Here is a 17,643-nt window from a genome sequence, read left to right on the forward strand (position 1 = left end):
GTCAAACCAACCTGTCGCCCATGTGTAGGGGCCCGGCAATTCAGTGTCGAGGCACGAGGGCTTGATCGAGAACGCGAGCCACATGTTCTGCCTGGATACCGAGGCCGTCGTGGATCTGATGACGGCAGCTTGTGCCATCGGCCACGACGAGATCCCCGGGACCGGCGGCGCGAAGCGCCGGAAACAGCGACAGCTCCGCCATGGCGAAGGACGTTTCGATCGACTCGGGGCGGTACCCGAACGCGCCGGCCATGCCGCAGCAACTCGACTCGATCACCCGCACGTCGAGCCCCGGCACCGCGCGCAGGACGGTCTCGACCGAGCCCATGAGGCCGAAAGATTTCTGGTGGCAGTGGCCGTGCAGGTGGGCGACGCGGCCGCCCTGATGCGCGAGTGGAAGTTCGATCCGCCCCGCCGCCAGATCGGCGGCCAGCAGCTCCTCGAACAGGACGGACTGGCGGGCCAGCAGGGCAGCGTCGGCACCGGGTAACAGCGCCGCGAACTCATCCCGGAATGTGAGCAGGCAGGACGGCTCCAGGCCGACCACGCGGGCGCCGGCGCGGATGAAGGGCAGCAGCGTGTCGAGGGTCCGCCGCGCCTCCTGCCGCGCGCGGTCCGTCTGACCCGAGGCGAGCCAGGTCCGGCCGCAGCAGAGCGGACGCCGTCCGCGCGCCGGGTAGACACGGTGCAGACGGTAACCCGCAGCCCGCAGCACACGCTCGGCGGCTTCCAGGTTCTCGCGCTCGAAGGCGCGGTTAAAAGTGTCGCCGAACAGGATCACGTCGCGGAAGTCGCCTGCGACATCGTTCGGGTGGGCGGGCTCGCCCTGTTCGCTCCAGGGCCGGCGCCAGCGCGGCAGCGAGCGCTTGGCCGAGAGTCCGGCGAACCGCTCGGATAGAGCGGCCAGCGCCGGATGCCGGTCGCGCAGGTTGAGGAGCGGCGCGAGCTTCGCCGCGACTCCGGCATAGACCGGCATCAGGGCGATCAGCCGCTCCCGGAGCGGGAGCCCATGTTGAGCGTGGTAGTGATGCAGGAACTCGATCTTCATCTTGGCCATATCGACGCCGGTCGGGCATTCCCGCCGGCAGGCCTTGCAGGAGACGCAGAGATCGAGCGTGCGCTTCATCTCCGGGCTGGTGAAGGCGTCCTTGCCGAGCTGGCCCGAGATGGCGAGCCGCAAGGAGTTGGCGCGGCCGCGGGTGAGGTGCTGCTCTTCCCGGGTCGCCCGGTAGGAGGGGCACATGGCGCCGCCGGCGAGTTTCCGGCAGGTGCCGTTGTTGTTGCACATCTCGACCGCCGCGCCGAAGCCCCCCCAGTCCGACCAGTCGAGGGCCGTCTTCATCGGCTGCGTCACCGCGTAGTCCGGGTTGAACCGGAACAGAGACCGGTCGTCCATCGTCAGCGGGCGGACGATCTTCCCGGGATTGAGTCGGTTCTCGGGGTCGAACGCGTCCTTCACGGCCTCGAAGGCGCGGGTCAGCACCGGGCCGAACAGGGGCGCGATGTATTCCGAGCGCGAGATGCCGTCGCCGTGCTCGCCGGAATACGAACCCTTGTAGCGGCGGACAAGCTCGGACGTCTCCTCGGCGATTGCCCGCATTCGGCGCGTGTCGCCCGCATCCTTCATGTTCAGGATCGGACGGACGTGGAGACAGCCTACCGAAGCGTGGGCGTACCACGTGCCGCGGGTGCCGTGCTTGGTGAAGACCTCGGTGACCGCATCGGTGTAGTCGGCGAGGTGCTCGAGCGGGACCGCGCAATCCTCGATGAACGACACCGGCTTGGCGTCGCCCTTCATCGACATCATGATGTTGAGGCAGGCCTCCCGAACCTCCCAGACCGATTTCTGGCGGGCGGGCTCCACGACCTCCACGACGGCGTCGGGGAAGCCGTGATCGGCCATGCAAACCTCGAGGCGCTTCAGGTCGCGCTTCAGGGCGGCGAGGTCGTCGCCGGCGAATTCCGTGAGCAGCAGGCAGTTCGGCTTGCCGCGGGTGATGTCCACCAATGTGGTCCGGAACAGCGGGATGTCCGCGCCGAGCACCAAGACGTTGTTGTCCACGAGCTCGACCGCGACCGGGTCCAGCGCCACGATGTGCCGGGTGGTCTCCATGGCGTCTCGGAAAGACGGGAAATGGCAGACCCCCATGACCCGGTGCGCCGGCAGGCGCGACAGTTTCAACGTCACCGCCGTGGTGGCGGCGAGCGTGCCCTCGGACCCGACCAGCAGATGCGCGAGGTTCGGCCGCGCCTCGATCAGCGCGTCGAGGTTGTAACCGCCCACGCGCCGCTGCACCTTCGGATAGCGCGCCTCGATCTCGTCCCGGTGAGCCTGGGCGAGGGCGAGCACGCGTTCTGCCAGCGCCTCGGCCCGGCCGGAGCCCGTGACGCCCGACAGCGCGTTGCCGGTGAGACCGAACCCGAAGGCCTCCCCGTCGTGGAACAGCGCCTCCATGGAGAGGACGTTGTCGCTCATCTTGCCGTAGCGCAGGGAGCGGGCACCGCAGGAATTGTTGCCCGCCATGCCGCCAATGGTGCAGCGGGTCGCCGTTGACGGCTCCACGGGGAAGAACCAGCCGTCCGCCTTCACCCGGGCATTCAGCCGCTCCAGCACCATGCCGGGCTCGACCGTGATGGTACCGGCCTCCGGGTCGTAGGCCAGGACGCCATTGAAGTGGCGCGAACAGTCGACCACGAGGCCCGAGCCGATCGGCTGGCCGTTCTGCGACGTGCCGCCGCCGCGCAGGATCACCGGCGCGCCGTGCTCGGCGGCGATCCGCAGGGTCGCGGCGATGTCGGCGGCCGAGCGCGGCAGCACCACGCCGGCCGGCATGATCTGGTAGATCGACGCATCCGTGCTGTAGCGCCCGCGCGTGAAGAGGTCGAAGCGCGCTTCCCCCTGCAGCTGCTCCGCAAGCCTGCGTGCCAAGCCGGCATCCAGGCGCGCCGCTGCGCGCGGCGTCGCGATCTGCGCCCTTGTTCCCGTCACGTCCGCATCCTCCCGCGGTGGTCCGTGACCACCGGGCAGGGATTGTATTCAAAATTCAACGGTTCGGAAATCGCCTTGAACGGGCTGCGCGCTTCCGGCGCGGGAGACGCCAGCCTCAGTGGTTGTCCCGCGGCACCCCCGAGGCCTGTGCGACCTTCTGGAACTTCACCGCGCCCTTGAGCACCATGCCCTGGTCGAGCTGATCCACCTGATCGCGGTAGATTTCCTGCCAGGGCGTCTGCGTAGCCGGGTAGGGGAAGCCGCCGCGCGCCGCCAGGTCCGCCCGTCGCCGCTCCAACTCCTCGGGCGGGAGGAGGATGTCGGCGCTGCGCCGGTTGAGGTCGATGCGGATGCGATCGCCGGTCTGCAGCAGCGCCAGGCCACCGCCGGCCGCGGCTTCCGGCGAGGCGTTGAGGATGGCAGGAGTGCCGGATGTGCCGGATTGGCGCCCGTCGCCAATGCAGGGCAGAGAGGTCACACCGCGCCGGATTAGGGCGCCGGGCGGCTGCATATTCACCACCTCGGCGGCACCCGGATAGCCGATCGGACCGGCGCCGCGCATAATCAGAATGGTGTTCTCGTCGATGTCGAGCGTCGGGTCGTCGATGCGGGTGTGATAGTCCTCCGGCCCGTCGAACACGACCACCCCACCCTCGAAGGCCATCGGGTCGGCGGGATTGCGCAGGTAGCGGGCAGCGAACTCCTCGGAGATCACGCAGGTCTTCATGATTGCCGAGTCGAAGAGGCTTCCCTTGAGGTTGAGGAAGCCGGCACGCTCCATCAGCGGCGTCCCATAGGCGCGGATCACGTCGCGGTTCCAGCTGTGCCGCCCGCGATAGTTCTCGCCGACGGTGCGGCCGTTGCAGGTCAGGGCGTCCTCGTGAACCTTCCCAGCCTCGATCAGCTCGGCGAAGACGGCGGGCAGGCCGCCCGCGCGGAAATATTCCTCGCCGAGCCAGCGGCCGGCGGGCTGCATGTCCACCAGGAGCGGGATCTCGAAGCCGACCCGCTCCCAGTCGTCGCAGGTCAGCGGCACGCCGATATGCTTTGCGATGGCGTTGATGTGGATCGGCGCATTGGTCGAGCCGCCGATCGCGGCATTGGCCACGATGGCATTCTCGAAAGCCGCGCGGGTCAGGATGTCGGAGGGTTTGAGGTCCTCCCAGACCATCTCGACAATCCGCTGGCCGGTGGCGTAGGCCGCCTGCCCGCGCTCCCGGTAGGGCGCCGGGATCGCGGCCGAGCCAGGCAGGGCAAGGCCGAGCGCTTCGGCGAGCGCGTTCATCGTTGAGGCCGTGCCCATCGTGTTGCAATGCCCCGTCGAGGGCGCCGACGAGCCGACGATGTCCATGAACTGCTGGTAGTCGATGTCCCCGGCCGCATGGCGCTCCCGGGCTTTCCAGACGATGGTGCCCGAGCCGGTCAGCTCTTTCTGAAAGTAGCCGTTCAGCATCGGCCCGACGTTGAGCGAGATCGCCGGGATGTTCACGGTTGCGGCCGCCATTAGGCAGGCCGGCATGGTCTTGTCGCAGCCGGTGAGCAGCACGACGCCGTCCAGCGGATAGCCGTACAGGATCTCGACCAGCGACAGGTAGGCGAGGTTGCGATCGAGCGACGCCGTCGGGCGCTTTCCGGTCTCCTGGATCGGGTGGCAGGGGAACTCGAAAGCGACGCCGCCCGCCGCCGTGATGCCCTCCCGCACGCGCTTGGCGAGTTCGAGGTGGTGGCGGTTGCACGGTGAGAGATCGGAGCCCGTCTGGGCGATGCCGATCAGCGGCTTGCCGGAGCGCAGCTCCTCGGGCGTGAGCCCGTAGTTCAGATAGCGCTCCAGATAGAGCGCGGTCATGCCGGGATTGTGCGGGTTGTCGAACCAGGCTTTCGAGCGCAGGTCAGCGGGCGTGATCCGGCGTTTGTCGCTCATGGTCGGTTCCTCACATCGTCAGCCGCAACCGGCAGACGGGCTCCGGTCGCCCCCGCGCGCCGCAGCCCTCGCTCTTCACATCCTGGATGTACCTACTCTGCCGCGATGAACTCCGCAGCATCGTCCACGCTGAGTTGATCTTACGACAGCATCCGCGTGTCACCGTCGATGGAGATCGCCTGACCCGAGATTGTCCGGCCGCGCGGTGAGCAGAGCAGCAGGATCTGGTCTGCGAGTTGCCGGGCGGTGACATATTCCTTGACGGAGACGAACGAGAATGCGCGGGCCTCCATCTCGGCGAAGCTCGTGCCCTGCTGCTGCGCCTTCGATTCGAGCACCCGGCGCTGCCGGTCTCCGGCGACGAGCCCCGGCAGAACCGCGTTCACCCGGATGCCGGCGCTGCCGAGCTCGATCGCGAGCGACTTGGTGAAGCCGATCACCCCCCACTTGGCCGCCGCGTAAGGGCTGCGCAGGGCAAAGCCGAACTTGCCGGCGGCCGAGGAGAGGTTGACGATCGAAGCGTTCGCGCTCTGCCGGAGGTGCGGCACCGCGAGTCGCGCGCAGTTGAACTGGCTCGTCAGGCAGACCGTCAGGCATCGGTCCCACTCCTCGGGAGCAATCTCCTCGACGCGGCCGGTCGGACCGGCGATGCCGGCATTGTTGACCAGCACGTCGAGGCCGCCGAGAAAGTCGACCGCCTGATTCATCATCGCGGCGACGGCCTCGCGGTCGGCCACGTCGGTCCGGCTGCGCCCGACAGTGTCCGGTAGTCCCGACAGAGCGTCCGCGTCGATGTCGCAGGCGAAGACCCGAGCGCCTTCCTCCAGGAAGGCGTCGACGATGCCGCGCCCGATACCGGCGGCACCTGCCGTCACCAAGACGCGCAGGCCGGCGATCCCGAGATCCATGGTCAAACCTCCCCGTGAGCGTCCCGCAACCCGTCGCGGGACATGATGAATTGGGCCGCCTCGCGGATGTCGGCCGCGATCGCGGCCGAGGCCGCCGGACCATCGCGCCTCTCGATGGCCGTCAGGGCCTCCGCGTGCCGCCGCAGCGCGAAGCCCTGAAGCAGCCGCTCCGGATGGGCGCGCAAATCCAGGTTGATCACCGGACCGGCCTTCAGCCAGAGCCGGGCGATGATCTCCTGCAGAGGCGCAAGTCCACAGGCGCCGTAGATTGCGAAGTGCAGGTCGCGATTGAGCTGGACCGCTCGTGCGCAATCGGGCTGAGCGGCCTCCGCTTCCGCCCGGAAGGCTGCCTCGGCGCGCCGGATCCCCGCGAGCTCAGCTTCGGTCCGCCGCTCCGCGGCACGGGCGACGGCAACCCCTTCGACGGCGATTCGGGTTTCGGCCAACGCGCGAAACGCCTCGGCCGTCATGACCGGCACCCGGATCACCCGATTCGGGGCGACCTCCAGCACGCCGTCGGCCGCCAAGCGGCTCACCGCCTCGCGCACGGGCATCACAGAGACCCCGAGAGCCGTCGCGCTCTGGCGAAGGGACAGCCGGTCGCCCGGCGCCAGACGCCCCGAGGCAAGCAGATCCGAGAGCGCCTCATAGACCGTGTCGGACAGGGTCCGCCGCTCGAGCTGTGGGAGTTCGGCCAGTGCCGATATGGAACTCATATGCCGACACTAGACGGAACCAGCACTATCGCGCTAGTGATCTGTGATCACAGTTTGGGTGAGGGCCGCCAGAGCCCGCCAAAATGGCCCGGCTGAAGGAAACGTACGGGAGCGGAACGATGACGGATCGGTTTGGGGATTCTCTCTCTCGCCGCAGCCTTCTCAGAGCCGGCGGCGCGGCGCTCCTCGCGCCCGCGCTGGCAAGCCCGGCCTTGGCGCAGGGCCAGTCGGACGTGATCCGGATCGGCCACCTGACTCCGCGCACGGGCTTCCTCGGACCGCTCGGGGAGTTCGCCGTTCAGGCTGCGCAGCTGGCGGTCGAGGAGATCAACGCTTCGGGCGGCATCGCTGGCCGGAAGGTCGAACTCCTCTCAGAGGACAGCGTCAATCCGCAGACCGCCTCAGCCAAGGCCGAACGCATGGTCCAGCGCGACCGCGTCGCCTGCTTGGTTGGCGAGATCAACTCCGCCTCGGCGCTGGCGATCAGCCAGGTGGCCCAGCGGGAGAAGATCCTGTTCATCAACACCGGCGCCAATTCGGACGCGCTGCGCGGCTCCGACTGCAAGCGGTTCATGTTCCACGTCGAATCGCAGAACACCATGATGGTGCGCGCCTGCGGGCGCGCCCTGCTCGACCGGGGGCTGATCAAGGGCCGGAAGGTCTACGCCCTCACCGCCGACTACGCCTTCGGCCACGACCTGCTGAAGCAGGCCAAGAAGTACTTCGCGGCCAACGACGCGACCCTCGTCGGCGAAGACCTGATACCCACCGAACTCACCGATTTCTCGCCCTTCCTGCTGAAGCTCCGTCAGGCCAAGCCGGACTTGGTGATCTGCAACCTTGCGGGCGCACAGATCACCAACTTCCTCAAGCAGTACAGTGAGTTCGGCCTGCCATTCCCGGTCGCCGGCTTCGGCTTCGACACGGCGCTCGCCTGGGGTGCCGGGCCAGGCAACTTCCTCGGTACCTGGCCGGTGATCTGGCACCATCTGATCGACTCGCCCTCGGCCAAGAAGTTCGTCACTGCCTTCAGGGCCAAGTACAAGAAGCCTCCGGAGAACCAGGCCTGGGGCGACTATACCGCGCTCAAGATCGTGGCGCAGTCCATGAACGAGCTGAAGTCGACCGAGTCGATCAAGGTCGTCGAGCACCTGGAATCGGGCGCCAAGTTCGACATCGCCAAGGTCCGCGAGGGCTATTTCCGCCCCTGGGACCACGAACTGATGCAGGAGATGTTCGCGATCACCGCCCTACCGGCGGATCAGGTCAAGAACCCATACGACATCTTCACCTCGACCGGGCCACTGCCCGGACCCGGCGAGAGCCTGGAGCTGCTTGCCACCACCCGTGACGAGAACGCCTGCACCTTCCCGGCGTGAGGCGGCGATGCAGTTCGTCTTCATTCTGGAGCAGGTGCTCAATGGCCTGCTGATCGGCGTTCAATACCTGCTGATCGCGCTGGGTCTGTCACTGATCTTCAGTCTCGGCGGAATCGTCAATCTCGCCCACGGCGCCTTCTACGCCATCGGCGCCTACCTGGCCGTATTGCTGACACCATCCATCGGGTTCGGCGGCGCCCTCGTCGCTTCGCCGCTGGCCGTGGGCATCCTCGGTCTCCTGATCGAGCGCTTCCTGCTCCGGCGCTTCTACCGCGGCGACCCGACGCTGGGCCTGCTCCTCACCTTCGGGCTGGCCATGGTGGCCGAGCAGGCCCTGCGCATGGCCTTCGGGGCGGCGCCCGTGCCGTTCGGGATCCCGCTGTGGCTGCGCGGTCAGGTTTTCATCGGCGACCTGATCTACTCGCGCTACCGGCTCTCGATCCTGGTGGTGGCGCTCGCCTGCGTCGGCGGTTTGTGGCTGCTCCTGACCCGCACCAGCTTCGGGCGGGTGGTCCGGGCCGGCGTCCAGAACCCCGACATGGTGGCGGCGCTGGGCATATCGCTCCGGCCCTACATGACCGCGGTGGTGACCATCGCGGTGGGGCTCGCCGCGCTCGCCGGGACCATGATGGCCCCGGTCACCGGCGTTCAGCCCGCCATGGGCGCCGAGATTCTGACCTTCGCCTTTGTGGTGGTGGTGATCGGCGGGCTCGGATCCTTCTGGGGAGTGGTGCTCGCCGCACTCATCGTGGGCGTCGTCCGGGGACTGACCGCATACGCCTATCCGCCGGCCACCGAGGCCGCCGTCTACGCCCTCATGGTGCTCGTCCTGCTGCTGCGCCCGCGCGGCCTGTTCGGCGAGCACATCGCCCGGTTCGAGTAGCGGAGAGCGTCCCATGTCCGGAACCGCCGAGCCGCTGCCGCTCGCCGCACCCCAGCGCGGGGTGATCCTGCGCGAGAGCCGCCAGCTCTGGGCGGCGCTCGCTGCCCTGATCGTCCTGCCCTTCGCCCTCGACGCGATGGGCCTGACGCTGATCACTGCCACCGACGTGGTGATCTTCGCGCTCGCCGTGCTCGGTCTCAACATCCTGGTCGGCTGGACGGGTCTCGTCTCCTTCGGCCACGGGGCGTGGTTCGGGATCGGCGCCTACGCGGTGGCGATCCTTCAGACCCGGCTGTTCCCCGGCGACATGGCGCTGCCATTCGTCGGCGCGCTGGCGATCACCGGCCTCGCGTCGCTGGCCGCGGGGGCGCTGATCCTGCGGCGGCGCGGCGTCTACTTCTCGCTGCTGACGCTCGCCTTCACGGCGATGCTGTACGCCATCGCGTTCCGCTGGACCGACCTGACTGGCGGGGAGAACGGCATCGGCAACCTGCACCGCTGGGCGGTGCTGCAGGAGCCCGGCACCTACTACGCCGCCGTGTCCGGGATCGCCTTCCTGGTCCTGATCGGGCTCTGGCGCTTCCGCCGCTCGCCGATGGGCACCGTGCTGGTGGCGATCCGCGAGAATGAGCAGCGCGCCGGCTTCCTGGGCTACGCCACCAATCGCTACAAGCTCGCAGCCTTCGTGATCTCGGCGACGATCACGGGGCTCGCCGGAGCGCTGTCCGCCTACAGCCACCGATTCGCCTCGGCCGACCCGATCTCCATCGCGTTCTCGGGCGAGCTGCTCGCCATGGTGGTGATCGGCGGGATGCGCTCGTTCCTGGGGCCGGCGCTGGGCGCGCTGTTCTACATCCTGTTCCGGGAGTTCCTGTCGATCTACACCGCGGACTGGCTGCTGTATTTCGGGCTGCTGTTCGTCGCCTTCATCGTGTTCTCGCCGGACGGGCTCGTCGGCATCGCGGCGCGGCTGCTGAGGCCGTTCCGGCGCGTACCCACCGAGAGTGCCGCCATGTCGGCCCGCCGCGCCGGGGCGTCGGGTCGTGTCCCCGCCCGCTTCATCGCGGAGGGGCGCAGCGCAGGCCCGGTCCTCGTCGCCGACACCATCCGGAAGAGCTTCGGGCCGGTGGCGGCGGTGCGCGAGGTCTCCTTCGCCGTACCCGACCGGACGCTGCACGCCCTGATCGGCCCGAACGGGGCCGGCAAGACTACGGCCTTCAATCTCCTCTCCGGGATGTTCCCGCCGAGCGGGGGCAGCATTCGCCTCGACGGCCGCGAGATCGCGGGCCTGGAACCGCACGCTATCACCCGGGCCGGGATCGGGCGCTCTTTCCAGATCACCAATCTGTTCCCGGGGCTCTCGGTGGAGGAGAACGTCCGCCTCGCGGTGCAGGCGCGACATCCGGCGCATTTCAGCCTCTGGCGGGATGCCCTGGCGATCCGCGAGGTCGCCGACGACACCACCGAGCTGCTGCGCTGGACTGGCCTGTCCGGCATCGAACGGGCGGAGGCCGGCAGCCTCTCCTATGGCGGTCAGAGGCTCCTCGACATGGGATTGGCGCTGGCCACACGGCCCCGCGTGCTGCTCCTCGACGAACCGCTCGCTGGCCTCGCCGCCGCCGAGCGCGAGCGGGTCGGCGACCTGATCAAGGCACTGTCGGCCGACATTCCGGTGCTGCTCGTGGAACACGACATCGACCGGGTGTTTCGCTTGGCCGACCGGGTGACCGTGATGGCCGACGGTGCCGTGCTGGTCGACGGGTCGGTGGCGGATGCCCGGGACGATGCGCGGGTGCAGGCTGTCTATCTCGGCTCCGGCACGGCGGCGATCGCCGCCAAGCCCCGGGCGAGCGCCGCCGAGACCGAGACGCTCCTCGCCATGGAGGGAGTCGATACCTTCTACGGCAAGTCGCACATCCTCAACGGCGTGAACCTGGCGGTGCGCCGGGGCGAGGTGGTGGCGCTGCTCGGTCGCAACGGCGCCGGGAAGTCGACCCTGCTCAAGACCCTGATCGGCACCGCGCCGCCGGCCGGCGGCCGCATCGTGCTCGGCGGCCAGGACATTGCCGGCCTGTCGCCGGACCGGATCGCCCGACTCGGCATCGGATACGTGCCGCAGGGACGGGCGCTGTTCGCCGGGATGACCGTCGCGGAGAATCTCGGTCTCGGGCGCCTGCGGCGGCTCACCGGCGCCGGCATCCACTGGGATGAGGACAAGGTCTTGGAGTTCTTCCCCCGGTTGAGGGAGCGCTGGAGCGTCGACGCCGCGCGCCTGTCGGGGGGCGAGCAGCAGATGGTGGCGGTGGCGCGGGCTCTGTCGGGCGACACCCGGCTCCTGCTTCTCGACGAGCCCTTCGAGGGTCTGTCGCCGGCCGTGACGGAGGAGCTGTTCGAGGCTTTCGACCGGCTTCGCCGCGAGATCGCGATCATCCTGGTGGACCACCACCTCGACCTCGCCCTGGCGCTCTCCGACCGCACCGTCGCGCTGGAGCGAGGGAGCGTGCAGTGGACCGGAGAGTCGCGCCTCCTGCGCGAGGATCAGGAGCTGAGACGGAAGGTGCTGTGGCTATGACCGAAAGCGTCGCGATCGTCGGTGCCGGCCTGATCGGCCGCGCCTGGGCGATGATCTTCGCCCGCGCCGGCTGGGACGTGCGTTTGTTTGACGTCGCCGAGGGCGTCGCCGGAGCCGCACTCCCGCTCTGTGCCGAGGGACTGCGCAGTCTGGCGGCCAACGGGCTCTGTCCGGACCCGGAAGGGGCCGCCGGTCGCATCCGGCCGGCGGCGAGCCTCGCCGCCTGCCTCGACGGCGTCGCCTTCGTCCAGGAGAACGGACCGGAGCTTCTCGACGTCAAGCGAAGCCTCTTCGCCGAGCTGGATGCCCATGCTCCGCGCGATGCGATCATCGCTTCGTCCTCCTCGGCGATCCGCTGCTCCCTGTTCACGGAGGATCTGCCGGGCCGGGCGCGCTGCCTCATTGGCCATCCGGTGAACCCGCCCCACCTGATCCCGCTGGTCGAGATCTCCGGCGCGCCCTGGACCGACCCGAACGCCCTGGCACGGGCGCGGGCGGTCTACGAGGCGATCGGCCAAGTCCCGATCACCGTGCTCAAGGAGATCGAGGGCTTCATCCTCAACCGGCTGCAGGGGGCGCTTCTCGCGGAGGCGTTCCGCCTCGCCTCCGAGGGCTACGCGACGCCTCAGGATCTCGATAAGACCGTCTCGGATGGGCTCGGGCTGCGCTGGAGCTTCATGGGTCCGTTCGAGACGATCGAGCTGAACGCGCCGGGCGGCATCGCCGATTACTGCGCGCGCTACACCGGCTTCTACAAGCGCCTTGCCGCCGATCCGGCGCCGCCCACAGTCTATGAGGCGCCGGCCACCGAGGCGATCCTGGCAGACTGGCAGGCGCCCGCCGACCTGCCCGCCCGCATGCGCCGCCGCGATGCGCGGCTCGCGGCACTCCGGGCCCACAAGGCTTCACAGAAGGACTGAGCATGGCCTCACAGCGGAAAGTCATCATCACCTGCGCGGTGACGGGCGCGATCCACACGCCGAGCATGTCGCCGCATCTCCCGGTGACACCCGAGGAGATCGCCGACGCAGCTATCGGTGCCGCCGAGGCCGGCGCGGCCATCGTGCACCTGCACGCGCGCAATCCGGAGAACGGCCAGCCGGACCAGTCGCCCGAGGCCTTCGCCAAGTTCCTGCCGGTGATCAAGCAGCGCTCCAACTGCGTGGTGAACCTCACGACCGGCGGTGCGCCGACCATGTCGATCGAGGAGCGGGTGCGCCCGGCCGCGACCTACAAGCCGGAGGTCGCCTCGCTGAATCTCGGCTCGATGAATTTCGGCCTGTTCGGCATGCTCGACCGCTTCAAGGACCTGAAACACCAGTGGGAGCGGGATTATCTCGGCAACAAGGACATTATCTTCCGCAACACGTTCGGCCAAATCGAGCACATCCTGACGACCTGTGGGCCGAACGGCACGAAGTTCGAGTTCGAGTGCTACGATACCGCGCACCTCTATAATCTTAAGTACTTCTTCGATCGCGGCCTTGTGCAGGCGCCTCTGTTCATTCAGACGGTGTTCGGCCTGCAGGGCGGCATCGGTGCGCATCCGGACGACGTGATGCACATGAAGCGCACGGCCGACCGACTGTTCGGCGACCAGTATCGCTGGTCGGTGCTGGGGGCGGGCCGCAACCAGATGAACATCGCCGCCATGGCGGCCGCGATAGGCGGCAACGTCCGCGTCGGGCTGGAGGACAGCCTCTGGGACGGGCCCGGCAAGCTCGCCGAGACCAACGCCGCGCAGGTCCGGCGCGTTCGCTCGATCATCGAGGGATTGGGCCTTGCGGTCGCGTCGCCCGACGAGGCGCGCGAGATGCTGGCGCTGAAGGGCGGCGACAAGGTCGCGTTCTAACGACGCTCCTTACGCACCGGGAATGTGCGTCGCGGTTGGCGCGACCCACAGTCCACGGGCTGGGTGCGGGCGCAAAGGCGGCGGTAACCCGTCGGCGCGCTCCTCACGGCTGGCCGAATACCCGATCCAGATCGGCCCGCGCGATGCCGTCGATCTCTAAAACCTTGAAGCGGCTCTGATGCCCGGCAACGATCCGGATCGAGCCGCGCCCGACCTTGAGCGCCTTGGCGATCATCGCCACCAGAGCCTCGTTGGCGGCGCCGTCCACCGGCGGGGCCGCGACGCGGGCCTTCAGGTGAGGCAGACCGTGCTCGTCCCGGGCCCACCCCTCCACACCGTCGCGGCCGCCGCGGGGCGTGAGCCGCACGGCCAGCCGGAAAGCCACCGCGGAAGCCTCAGAAGATCTTGCCGGGGTTCAGCCGGTTTTGAGGATCCAGCGCCCGCTTGACCAGCCGCATCGTGGCGATCTCCTCGGGCGAGCGCGACAAGGGCAGCTTGCCCCGCTTCTCCAAGCCGATCCCGTGCTCGGCCGAGACCGAGCCGTTCAGCTCGGCGAGCGGCTCGTAGATCGCCGCGTCGATGGCCGCGTTGCCGGCGGCATCGAGGCGGGTCGTGTTCCAGTGCAGGTTGTTGTCGCCGATATGTCCGTAGACGACGGCCCGGCAGCCCGGGATCGCGGCGAGCCGTTCCAGCGCTCCGCGAACGTAGCCGTCCATCTTGGCGAGCGGCACGCTGACGTCGAAGGCGCGCTCGATCCCGTCGGCATTCAGGTTTTCCACCCGGTCGCGGATGCGCCACATCGCCCGGCGCTGCTCCTCGGAGGACGCGATCGCGGCGTCGAGGATCGTGCCGTCGCCCATCAGCCCCTCCAGCAGGCCGAGGAAGCGGTCGGATTCCTCGGCCACGCATTCCACCTCGATGATCGCGTAGAATGGATAGGTTTGGTTGAGCGGAGGGGTCGCCCGGCCGGGGCCGGTCATCACCCGGTAGAAATCCGGCCACAGCCCCTCGAACGAGGAGACGCGCCCCTGGAAGGCGCTCTGGGCCGCGCGCAGCACCCGCGCGCCGTCATCGACGCCCAGGCAGGCGATCAGCGCGGTGGCGTAGCCGGCCGGCTCAGGACGCAGGCGCAGGACGGCGCGCGTGACGATGCCCAGCGTCCCCTCGGTGCCGACGAAGAGCTGCTTCAGGTCGAGACCGGTGTTGTTTTTGATCAGCGGGCGCATGGACGAGACGACTGTGCCGTCGGCGAGCACCGCCTCCAAGCCCAGCACCATCTCGCGCATCATGCCGTAGCGCAGGACGCGCAGACCTCCGGCATTCGTCGAGATGGCACCCCCGATGGTCGCCGAGCCACGGGCGCCGAGATCGAGGGGGAAGAACAGACCGCTGGCCGCGGCCGCGTCCTGCACGCTCTCGATCGTGGCGCCCGTCCCGACCACAACGGTCATGCCCAGCGGGTCCACCGGCTCGATGCCGGTCATGCGCTCCGTCGACAGCGTGATCTCGTCGGGCGCGCACAGGGTCCCGTCCACCAAGCCGGTGGCGCCGCCCCGCGGAACCACCGCCACGCCCGCCGCGTGGCAGGCCGCCATCACGGCGCTGGTCTCGGCGGTGCTGCGCGGACGAACCAGCGCGAGGGCGGCACAGGGCTCTGCCGGTCGGGTCCAGTTCGCCGATCGGCCCCGCAGTTCCTCGCCGGTGACGAGACCCGACGGTCCGACGAGCGCGGCGAGGCGGTCGAGGAGGGCGGCATTCGTCATCGGCATCATCTCTGCGGTCGTCACCGCCGGCTCGGGCGGCGCTTCGGTCGACGCTCTGTCACAGAATCCCGCGCGCCGCGAGGTTGCGCATCAGCGCGCGGGCTCCGAACGTCCAGGGCTCGCAGGCATCGCACGGACGCATGCGGTTGACGAGGCTGCCGAGTTCGGGGCTCGCCACGACGACGCGGTCTCCATCGGCATGGGTGAAGCCGAGACCCGGCCCATGCCGGTCCTGGATCGGCGCGAACATCGTGCCGAGGAGGAGGAGTGCGCCGTCCGGATAATTGTGGGTCCGCCCCATCAGCGCGGCAACCAGTTCGTCGGGATCGCGGCTGATCTCGGCGAGCGGCGAGGTGCCCTCAAGGCGGAACCCGTCCGTGCCCGTGACCTCCAGGGTTACGGTGGTGCGCCGCACGTCGTCGAGGCCGAACGTGTCGTCGAACAGGCGGAGGAACGGGCCGAGGGCGCAGGAGGCGTTGTTGTCCTTGGCCTTGCCGAGCAGCAGCGCCGAGCGGCCCTCGAAATCGCGCAGGTTTACGTCGTTGGCGAGCGTCGCTCCGACGATGCGCTGGTCGGATGAGACGGCGAGCGCGACCTCGGGTTCGGGATTGTTCCACTGCGACTCCGGATGCAGGCCGGCATCCGCCCCGCAGCCCACGGCAGAGAGCGGCTGCGCCTTGGTGAAGATCTCCGCGTCCGGGCCGATGCCGACCTCGAGGTACTGGCTCCAGGCGCCCTGGGCGACCAGCACCTCCTTGAGCGCCATCGCCTCGGCCGAGCCGGGCTTGAGCCGGCGAAGGTCGCGGCCGACGAGCCGCTCGACCTCGGCGCGGATCGCCGCCGCGGCGGCGAGATCGCCCCGCGCCCGCTCCTCGATGACGCGCTCCAGCATGGAGGTGGCGAAGGTCACGCCTGCCGCCTTCAGCGCCTGAAGGTCGACCGGGGCGAGGAGCCACGGCCGGCCCGGGTCGCGGCCGCCGGGCGGCGTGTTGGCGAGGATCGCGTCGAGGCTGCCGAGATCGTCGCCCTCCGCGCCGCGCAGCGCGGCTCCGGGATCTTGCGCCTCGCACAGATCGCTCACCGTCGGCAGGCTTTTCGTGACGTCGATCGCCCGTGTCTCGCCGGCCGCGTCGGCACGGACGGCCACGACGCTCGGACCGTTCACGTCCGGGCGCCATACGCGCCCCACGAGCGCTCCGCGGCATCCGTCGCTGGGCAGGATCTGGCGTGCGGTGAGACCGGATAAGGACATGCGCGTCTATTCCTCCTGGTGCCCGGCCCACCGCGCGCGGCAGGGTGTTACCCGGCACAGACGGCGATGCATCGGTCGCGCGCCCCCGCCCAGCCGGATTCTGCGGCGCGGCCACGGCGAATCCCGAGCGATGCAGGCTTTAGCATCTCGCGCCGGGAGCGGTCCGGGTGAATGTTTCAGCCCGCGGCGGCCGTCACCCGCACCGCGTCCTCAGCCTGACAGAAGTGAAGACATTATGCAGGATAGCGGAAGAGAGCGCTTGCTTTCCTACATCGGCTCCTTTGTACTGCTTCCCATAGAGCTGCCGTCAGAGCGGCCTTGATCGGGAGGAAGCATGGCCTCGGTGGGAATCCGCGAGGTTCGCAAGGCTTTCGGATCGACGAACGTCCTGCACGGCGTGTCGGTGGACATCCGGGACGGTGAATTCGTGATCCTGGTCGGCCCGTCGGGCTGCGGGAAATCAACCCTGCTGCGGATGATCGCCGGGCTGGAAAACATCTCCGGTGGCGAGATCCGCATTGGCGAGCGGGTCGTGAACGACGTTCCGCCCAAGGAGCGGGACATCGCCATGGTGTTCCAGAACTACGCGCTCTATCCGCATCTGACGGTCCGCGAGAACATGGCCTTCTCGATGCGGATCCGGAAGGCGCCGGCTGCCGATATCGATCTGCGCGTCAGCAGGGCCGCCCAGATTCTCGGGCTGACGCATCTCCTCGATCGCTACCCCCGCCAGCTCTCCGGCGGACAGCGTCAGCGCGTGGCCATGGGCCGCGCGATCGTCCGGGATCCGCAGGTCTTCCTGTTCGACGAACCGCTCTCGAATCTCGACGCCAAGCTGCGCGTCGCCATGCGCACCGAGATCAAGGAGCTCCACCAGCGACTGAAGACGACCACGATCTACGTCACGCACGACCAGATCGAGGCCATGACCATGGCCGATCGGATCGTGGTGATGCACGACGGCGTCGTCGAGCAGATCGGGCCGCCGCTCGATCTCTATGATCGGCCCGACAACCTGTTCGTCGCGGGCTTCATCGGCTCGCCGGCCATGAATTTCGTGCCCGGCAAGGTCCGGGCGAACGGCCATCTGGTCTTCGTCACCGATACGGGACTGACGATACCCTTGAACGAGGCACCGGCCGGCGCGGAGGGGCGACCCCTCATCCTCGGCATCCGGCCCGAGCATTTCGATCTCGCGCCGGACGGCCTCGCCGCCGAGGTGGTGGTCGTGGAGCCGACCGGCTCCGAGACCATGCTGGCGGTGCGGGCCGTGGGCCAGGACCTCACCTGTGTGCTGCGCGAGCGTGTGCGCGAGCATCCGGGGGAAACCGTATTCCTGCGGCCGAATCGCGTGCATTTCTTCGATGCAGAGACCGGCCGCCGCCTGCCGAGCTGACCTGCGCCGAGC

13 protein-coding genes are annotated in these 17,643 nt (G+C 68.8%); 6 read left to right on the forward strand and 7 right to left on the reverse strand.

Features of this window, described 5'->3' with window-relative positions:
• Positions 1 to 40: 40 nt before the first annotated feature.
• From ACYCO6_RS05405 to ACYCO6_RS05420, 4 genes are all read right to left on the reverse strand, one after another.
• On the reverse strand, positions 41 to 2,989 hold the full coding sequence (locus ACYCO6_RS05405; RefSeq protein WP_459770024.1) for an FAD-binding and (Fe-S)-binding domain-containing protein: 2,949 nt from the start codon (positions 2,987 to 2,989) through the stop codon (positions 41 to 43).
• A 115-nt stretch (positions 2,990 to 3,104) separates the two neighbouring features.
• The gene (locus ACYCO6_RS05410) at positions 3,105 to 4,910 is read right to left on the reverse strand and encodes an IlvD/Edd family dehydratase (RefSeq protein WP_459770027.1); all 1,806 of its coding nucleotides are present in this window, start codon (positions 4,908 to 4,910) and stop codon (positions 3,105 to 3,107) included.
• Positions 4,911 to 5,050: 140 nt separating this feature from the next.
• Positions 5,051 to 5,818 (reverse strand): SDR family oxidoreductase, encoded by a 768-nt coding sequence (locus tag ACYCO6_RS05415; protein WP_459770030.1) that lies wholly within the window; start codon positions 5,816 to 5,818, stop codon positions 5,051 to 5,053.
• Between the two features lie 2 nt (positions 5,819 to 5,820).
• Positions 5,821 to 6,534 (reverse strand): GntR family transcriptional regulator, encoded by a 714-nt coding sequence (locus ACYCO6_RS05420; RefSeq protein ID WP_459770031.1) that lies wholly within the window; start codon positions 6,532 to 6,534, stop codon positions 5,821 to 5,823.
• Between the two features lie 119 nt (positions 6,535 to 6,653).
• Here ACYCO6_RS05420 and ACYCO6_RS05425 point away from each other — a divergent pair, with 119 nt between their 5' ends.
• Genes ACYCO6_RS05425 through ACYCO6_RS05445 form a run of 5 tightly spaced genes read left to right on the forward strand, consistent with a single transcriptional unit; the run spans position 6,654 to position 13,220 of the window.
• Positions 6,654 to 7,913: an ABC transporter substrate-binding protein gene (locus ACYCO6_RS05425; RefSeq protein WP_459770033.1), complete on the forward strand. Its 1,260-nt coding sequence runs from the start codon at positions 6,654 to 6,656 to the stop codon at positions 7,911 to 7,913.
• 7 nt (positions 7,914 to 7,920) lie between these two features.
• Positions 7,921 to 8,796: a branched-chain amino acid ABC transporter permease gene (locus ACYCO6_RS05430; protein WP_459770035.1), complete on the forward strand. Its 876-nt coding sequence runs from the start codon at positions 7,921 to 7,923 to the stop codon at positions 8,794 to 8,796.
• A 13-nt stretch (positions 8,797 to 8,809) separates the two neighbouring features.
• On the forward strand, positions 8,810 to 11,368 hold the full coding sequence (locus ACYCO6_RS05435; RefSeq protein WP_459770037.1) for a branched-chain amino acid ABC transporter ATP-binding protein/permease: 2,559 nt from the start codon (positions 8,810 to 8,812) through the stop codon (positions 11,366 to 11,368).
• Positions 11,365 to 12,288, forward strand: coding sequence for a 3-hydroxyacyl-CoA dehydrogenase (locus tag ACYCO6_RS05440; RefSeq protein WP_459770039.1), 924 nt, complete (start codon positions 11,365 to 11,367; stop codon positions 12,286 to 12,288). The genes ACYCO6_RS05435 and ACYCO6_RS05440 overlap by 4 nt, the downstream gene beginning before the upstream one ends.
• Positions 12,289 to 12,290: 2 nt before the next feature.
• Complete coding sequence (locus ACYCO6_RS05445) at positions 12,291 to 13,220, forward strand: beta-keto acid cleavage family enzyme (protein WP_459770040.1); 930 nt, start codon at positions 12,291 to 12,293, stop codon at positions 13,218 to 13,220.
• A gap of 103 nt (positions 13,221 to 13,323) precedes the next feature.
• Here ACYCO6_RS05445 and ACYCO6_RS05450 read toward each other — a convergent pair whose 3' ends face one another.
• Genes ACYCO6_RS05450 through ACYCO6_RS05460 form a run of 3 tightly spaced genes read right to left on the reverse strand, consistent with a single transcriptional unit; the run spans position 13,324 to position 16,235 of the window.
• Positions 13,324 to 13,605: a DUF167 domain-containing protein gene (locus ACYCO6_RS05450; RefSeq protein WP_459770041.1), complete on the reverse strand. Its 282-nt coding sequence runs from the start codon at positions 13,603 to 13,605 to the stop codon at positions 13,324 to 13,326.
• Positions 13,606 to 13,615: 10 nt separating this feature from the next.
• Positions 13,616 to 15,007, reverse strand: a complete 1,392-nt coding sequence (locus tag ACYCO6_RS05455; protein ID WP_459770043.1) for an FAD-binding oxidoreductase — start codon at positions 15,005 to 15,007, stop codon at positions 13,616 to 13,618.
• 34 nt (positions 15,008 to 15,041) lie between these two features.
• Positions 15,042 to 16,235, reverse strand: a complete 1,194-nt coding sequence (locus ACYCO6_RS05460; protein WP_459770046.1) for a fumarylacetoacetate hydrolase family protein — start codon at positions 16,233 to 16,235, stop codon at positions 15,042 to 15,044.
• 334 nt (positions 16,236 to 16,569) lie between these two features.
• Here ACYCO6_RS05460 and ACYCO6_RS05465 point away from each other — a divergent pair, with 334 nt between their 5' ends.
• On the forward strand, positions 16,570 to 17,631 hold the full coding sequence (locus ACYCO6_RS05465) for an ABC transporter ATP-binding protein (protein WP_459770048.1): 1,062 nt from the start codon (positions 16,570 to 16,572) through the stop codon (positions 17,629 to 17,631).
• Positions 17,632 to 17,643 lie beyond the last annotated feature (12 nt).

Source organism: Methylobacterium sp. CM6257, from assembly GCF_054611515.1.

Bases quoted from the DNA above. Each gene is read 5' to 3' on its own strand.
- ACYCO6_RS05410 (WP_459770027.1), bottom strand. From the start codon at position 4,910: ATGAGCGACAAACGCCGGATCACGCCCGCTGACCTGCGCTCGAAAGCC.
- ACYCO6_RS05445 (WP_459770040.1), top strand. From the start codon at position 12,291: ATGGCCTCACAGCGGAAAGTCATCATCACCTGCGCGGTGACGGGCGCG.
- ACYCO6_RS05460 (WP_459770046.1), bottom strand. From the start codon at position 16,235: ATGTCCTTATCCGGTCTCACCGCACGCCAGATCCTGCCCAGCGACGGA.
- ACYCO6_RS05465 (WP_459770048.1), top strand. From the start codon at position 16,570: ATGGCCTCGGTGGGAATCCGCGAGGTTCGCAAGGCTTTCGGATCGACG.
- ACYCO6_RS05415 (WP_459770030.1), bottom strand. From the start codon at position 5,818: ATGGATCTCGGGATCGCCGGCCTGCGCGTCTTGGTGACGGCAGGTGCC.
- ACYCO6_RS05420 (WP_459770031.1), bottom strand. From the start codon at position 6,534: ATGAGTTCCATATCGGCACTGGCCGAACTCCCACAGCTCGAGCGGCGG.
- ACYCO6_RS05435 (WP_459770037.1), top strand. From the start codon at position 8,810: ATGTCCGGAACCGCCGAGCCGCTGCCGCTCGCCGCACCCCAGCGCGGG.
- ACYCO6_RS05430 (WP_459770035.1), top strand. From the start codon at position 7,921: ATGCAGTTCGTCTTCATTCTGGAGCAGGTGCTCAATGGCCTGCTGATC.
- ACYCO6_RS05425 (WP_459770033.1), top strand. From the start codon at position 6,654: ATGACGGATCGGTTTGGGGATTCTCTCTCTCGCCGCAGCCTTCTCAGA.
- ACYCO6_RS05440 (WP_459770039.1), top strand. From the start codon at position 11,365: ATGACCGAAAGCGTCGCGATCGTCGGTGCCGGCCTGATCGGCCGCGCC.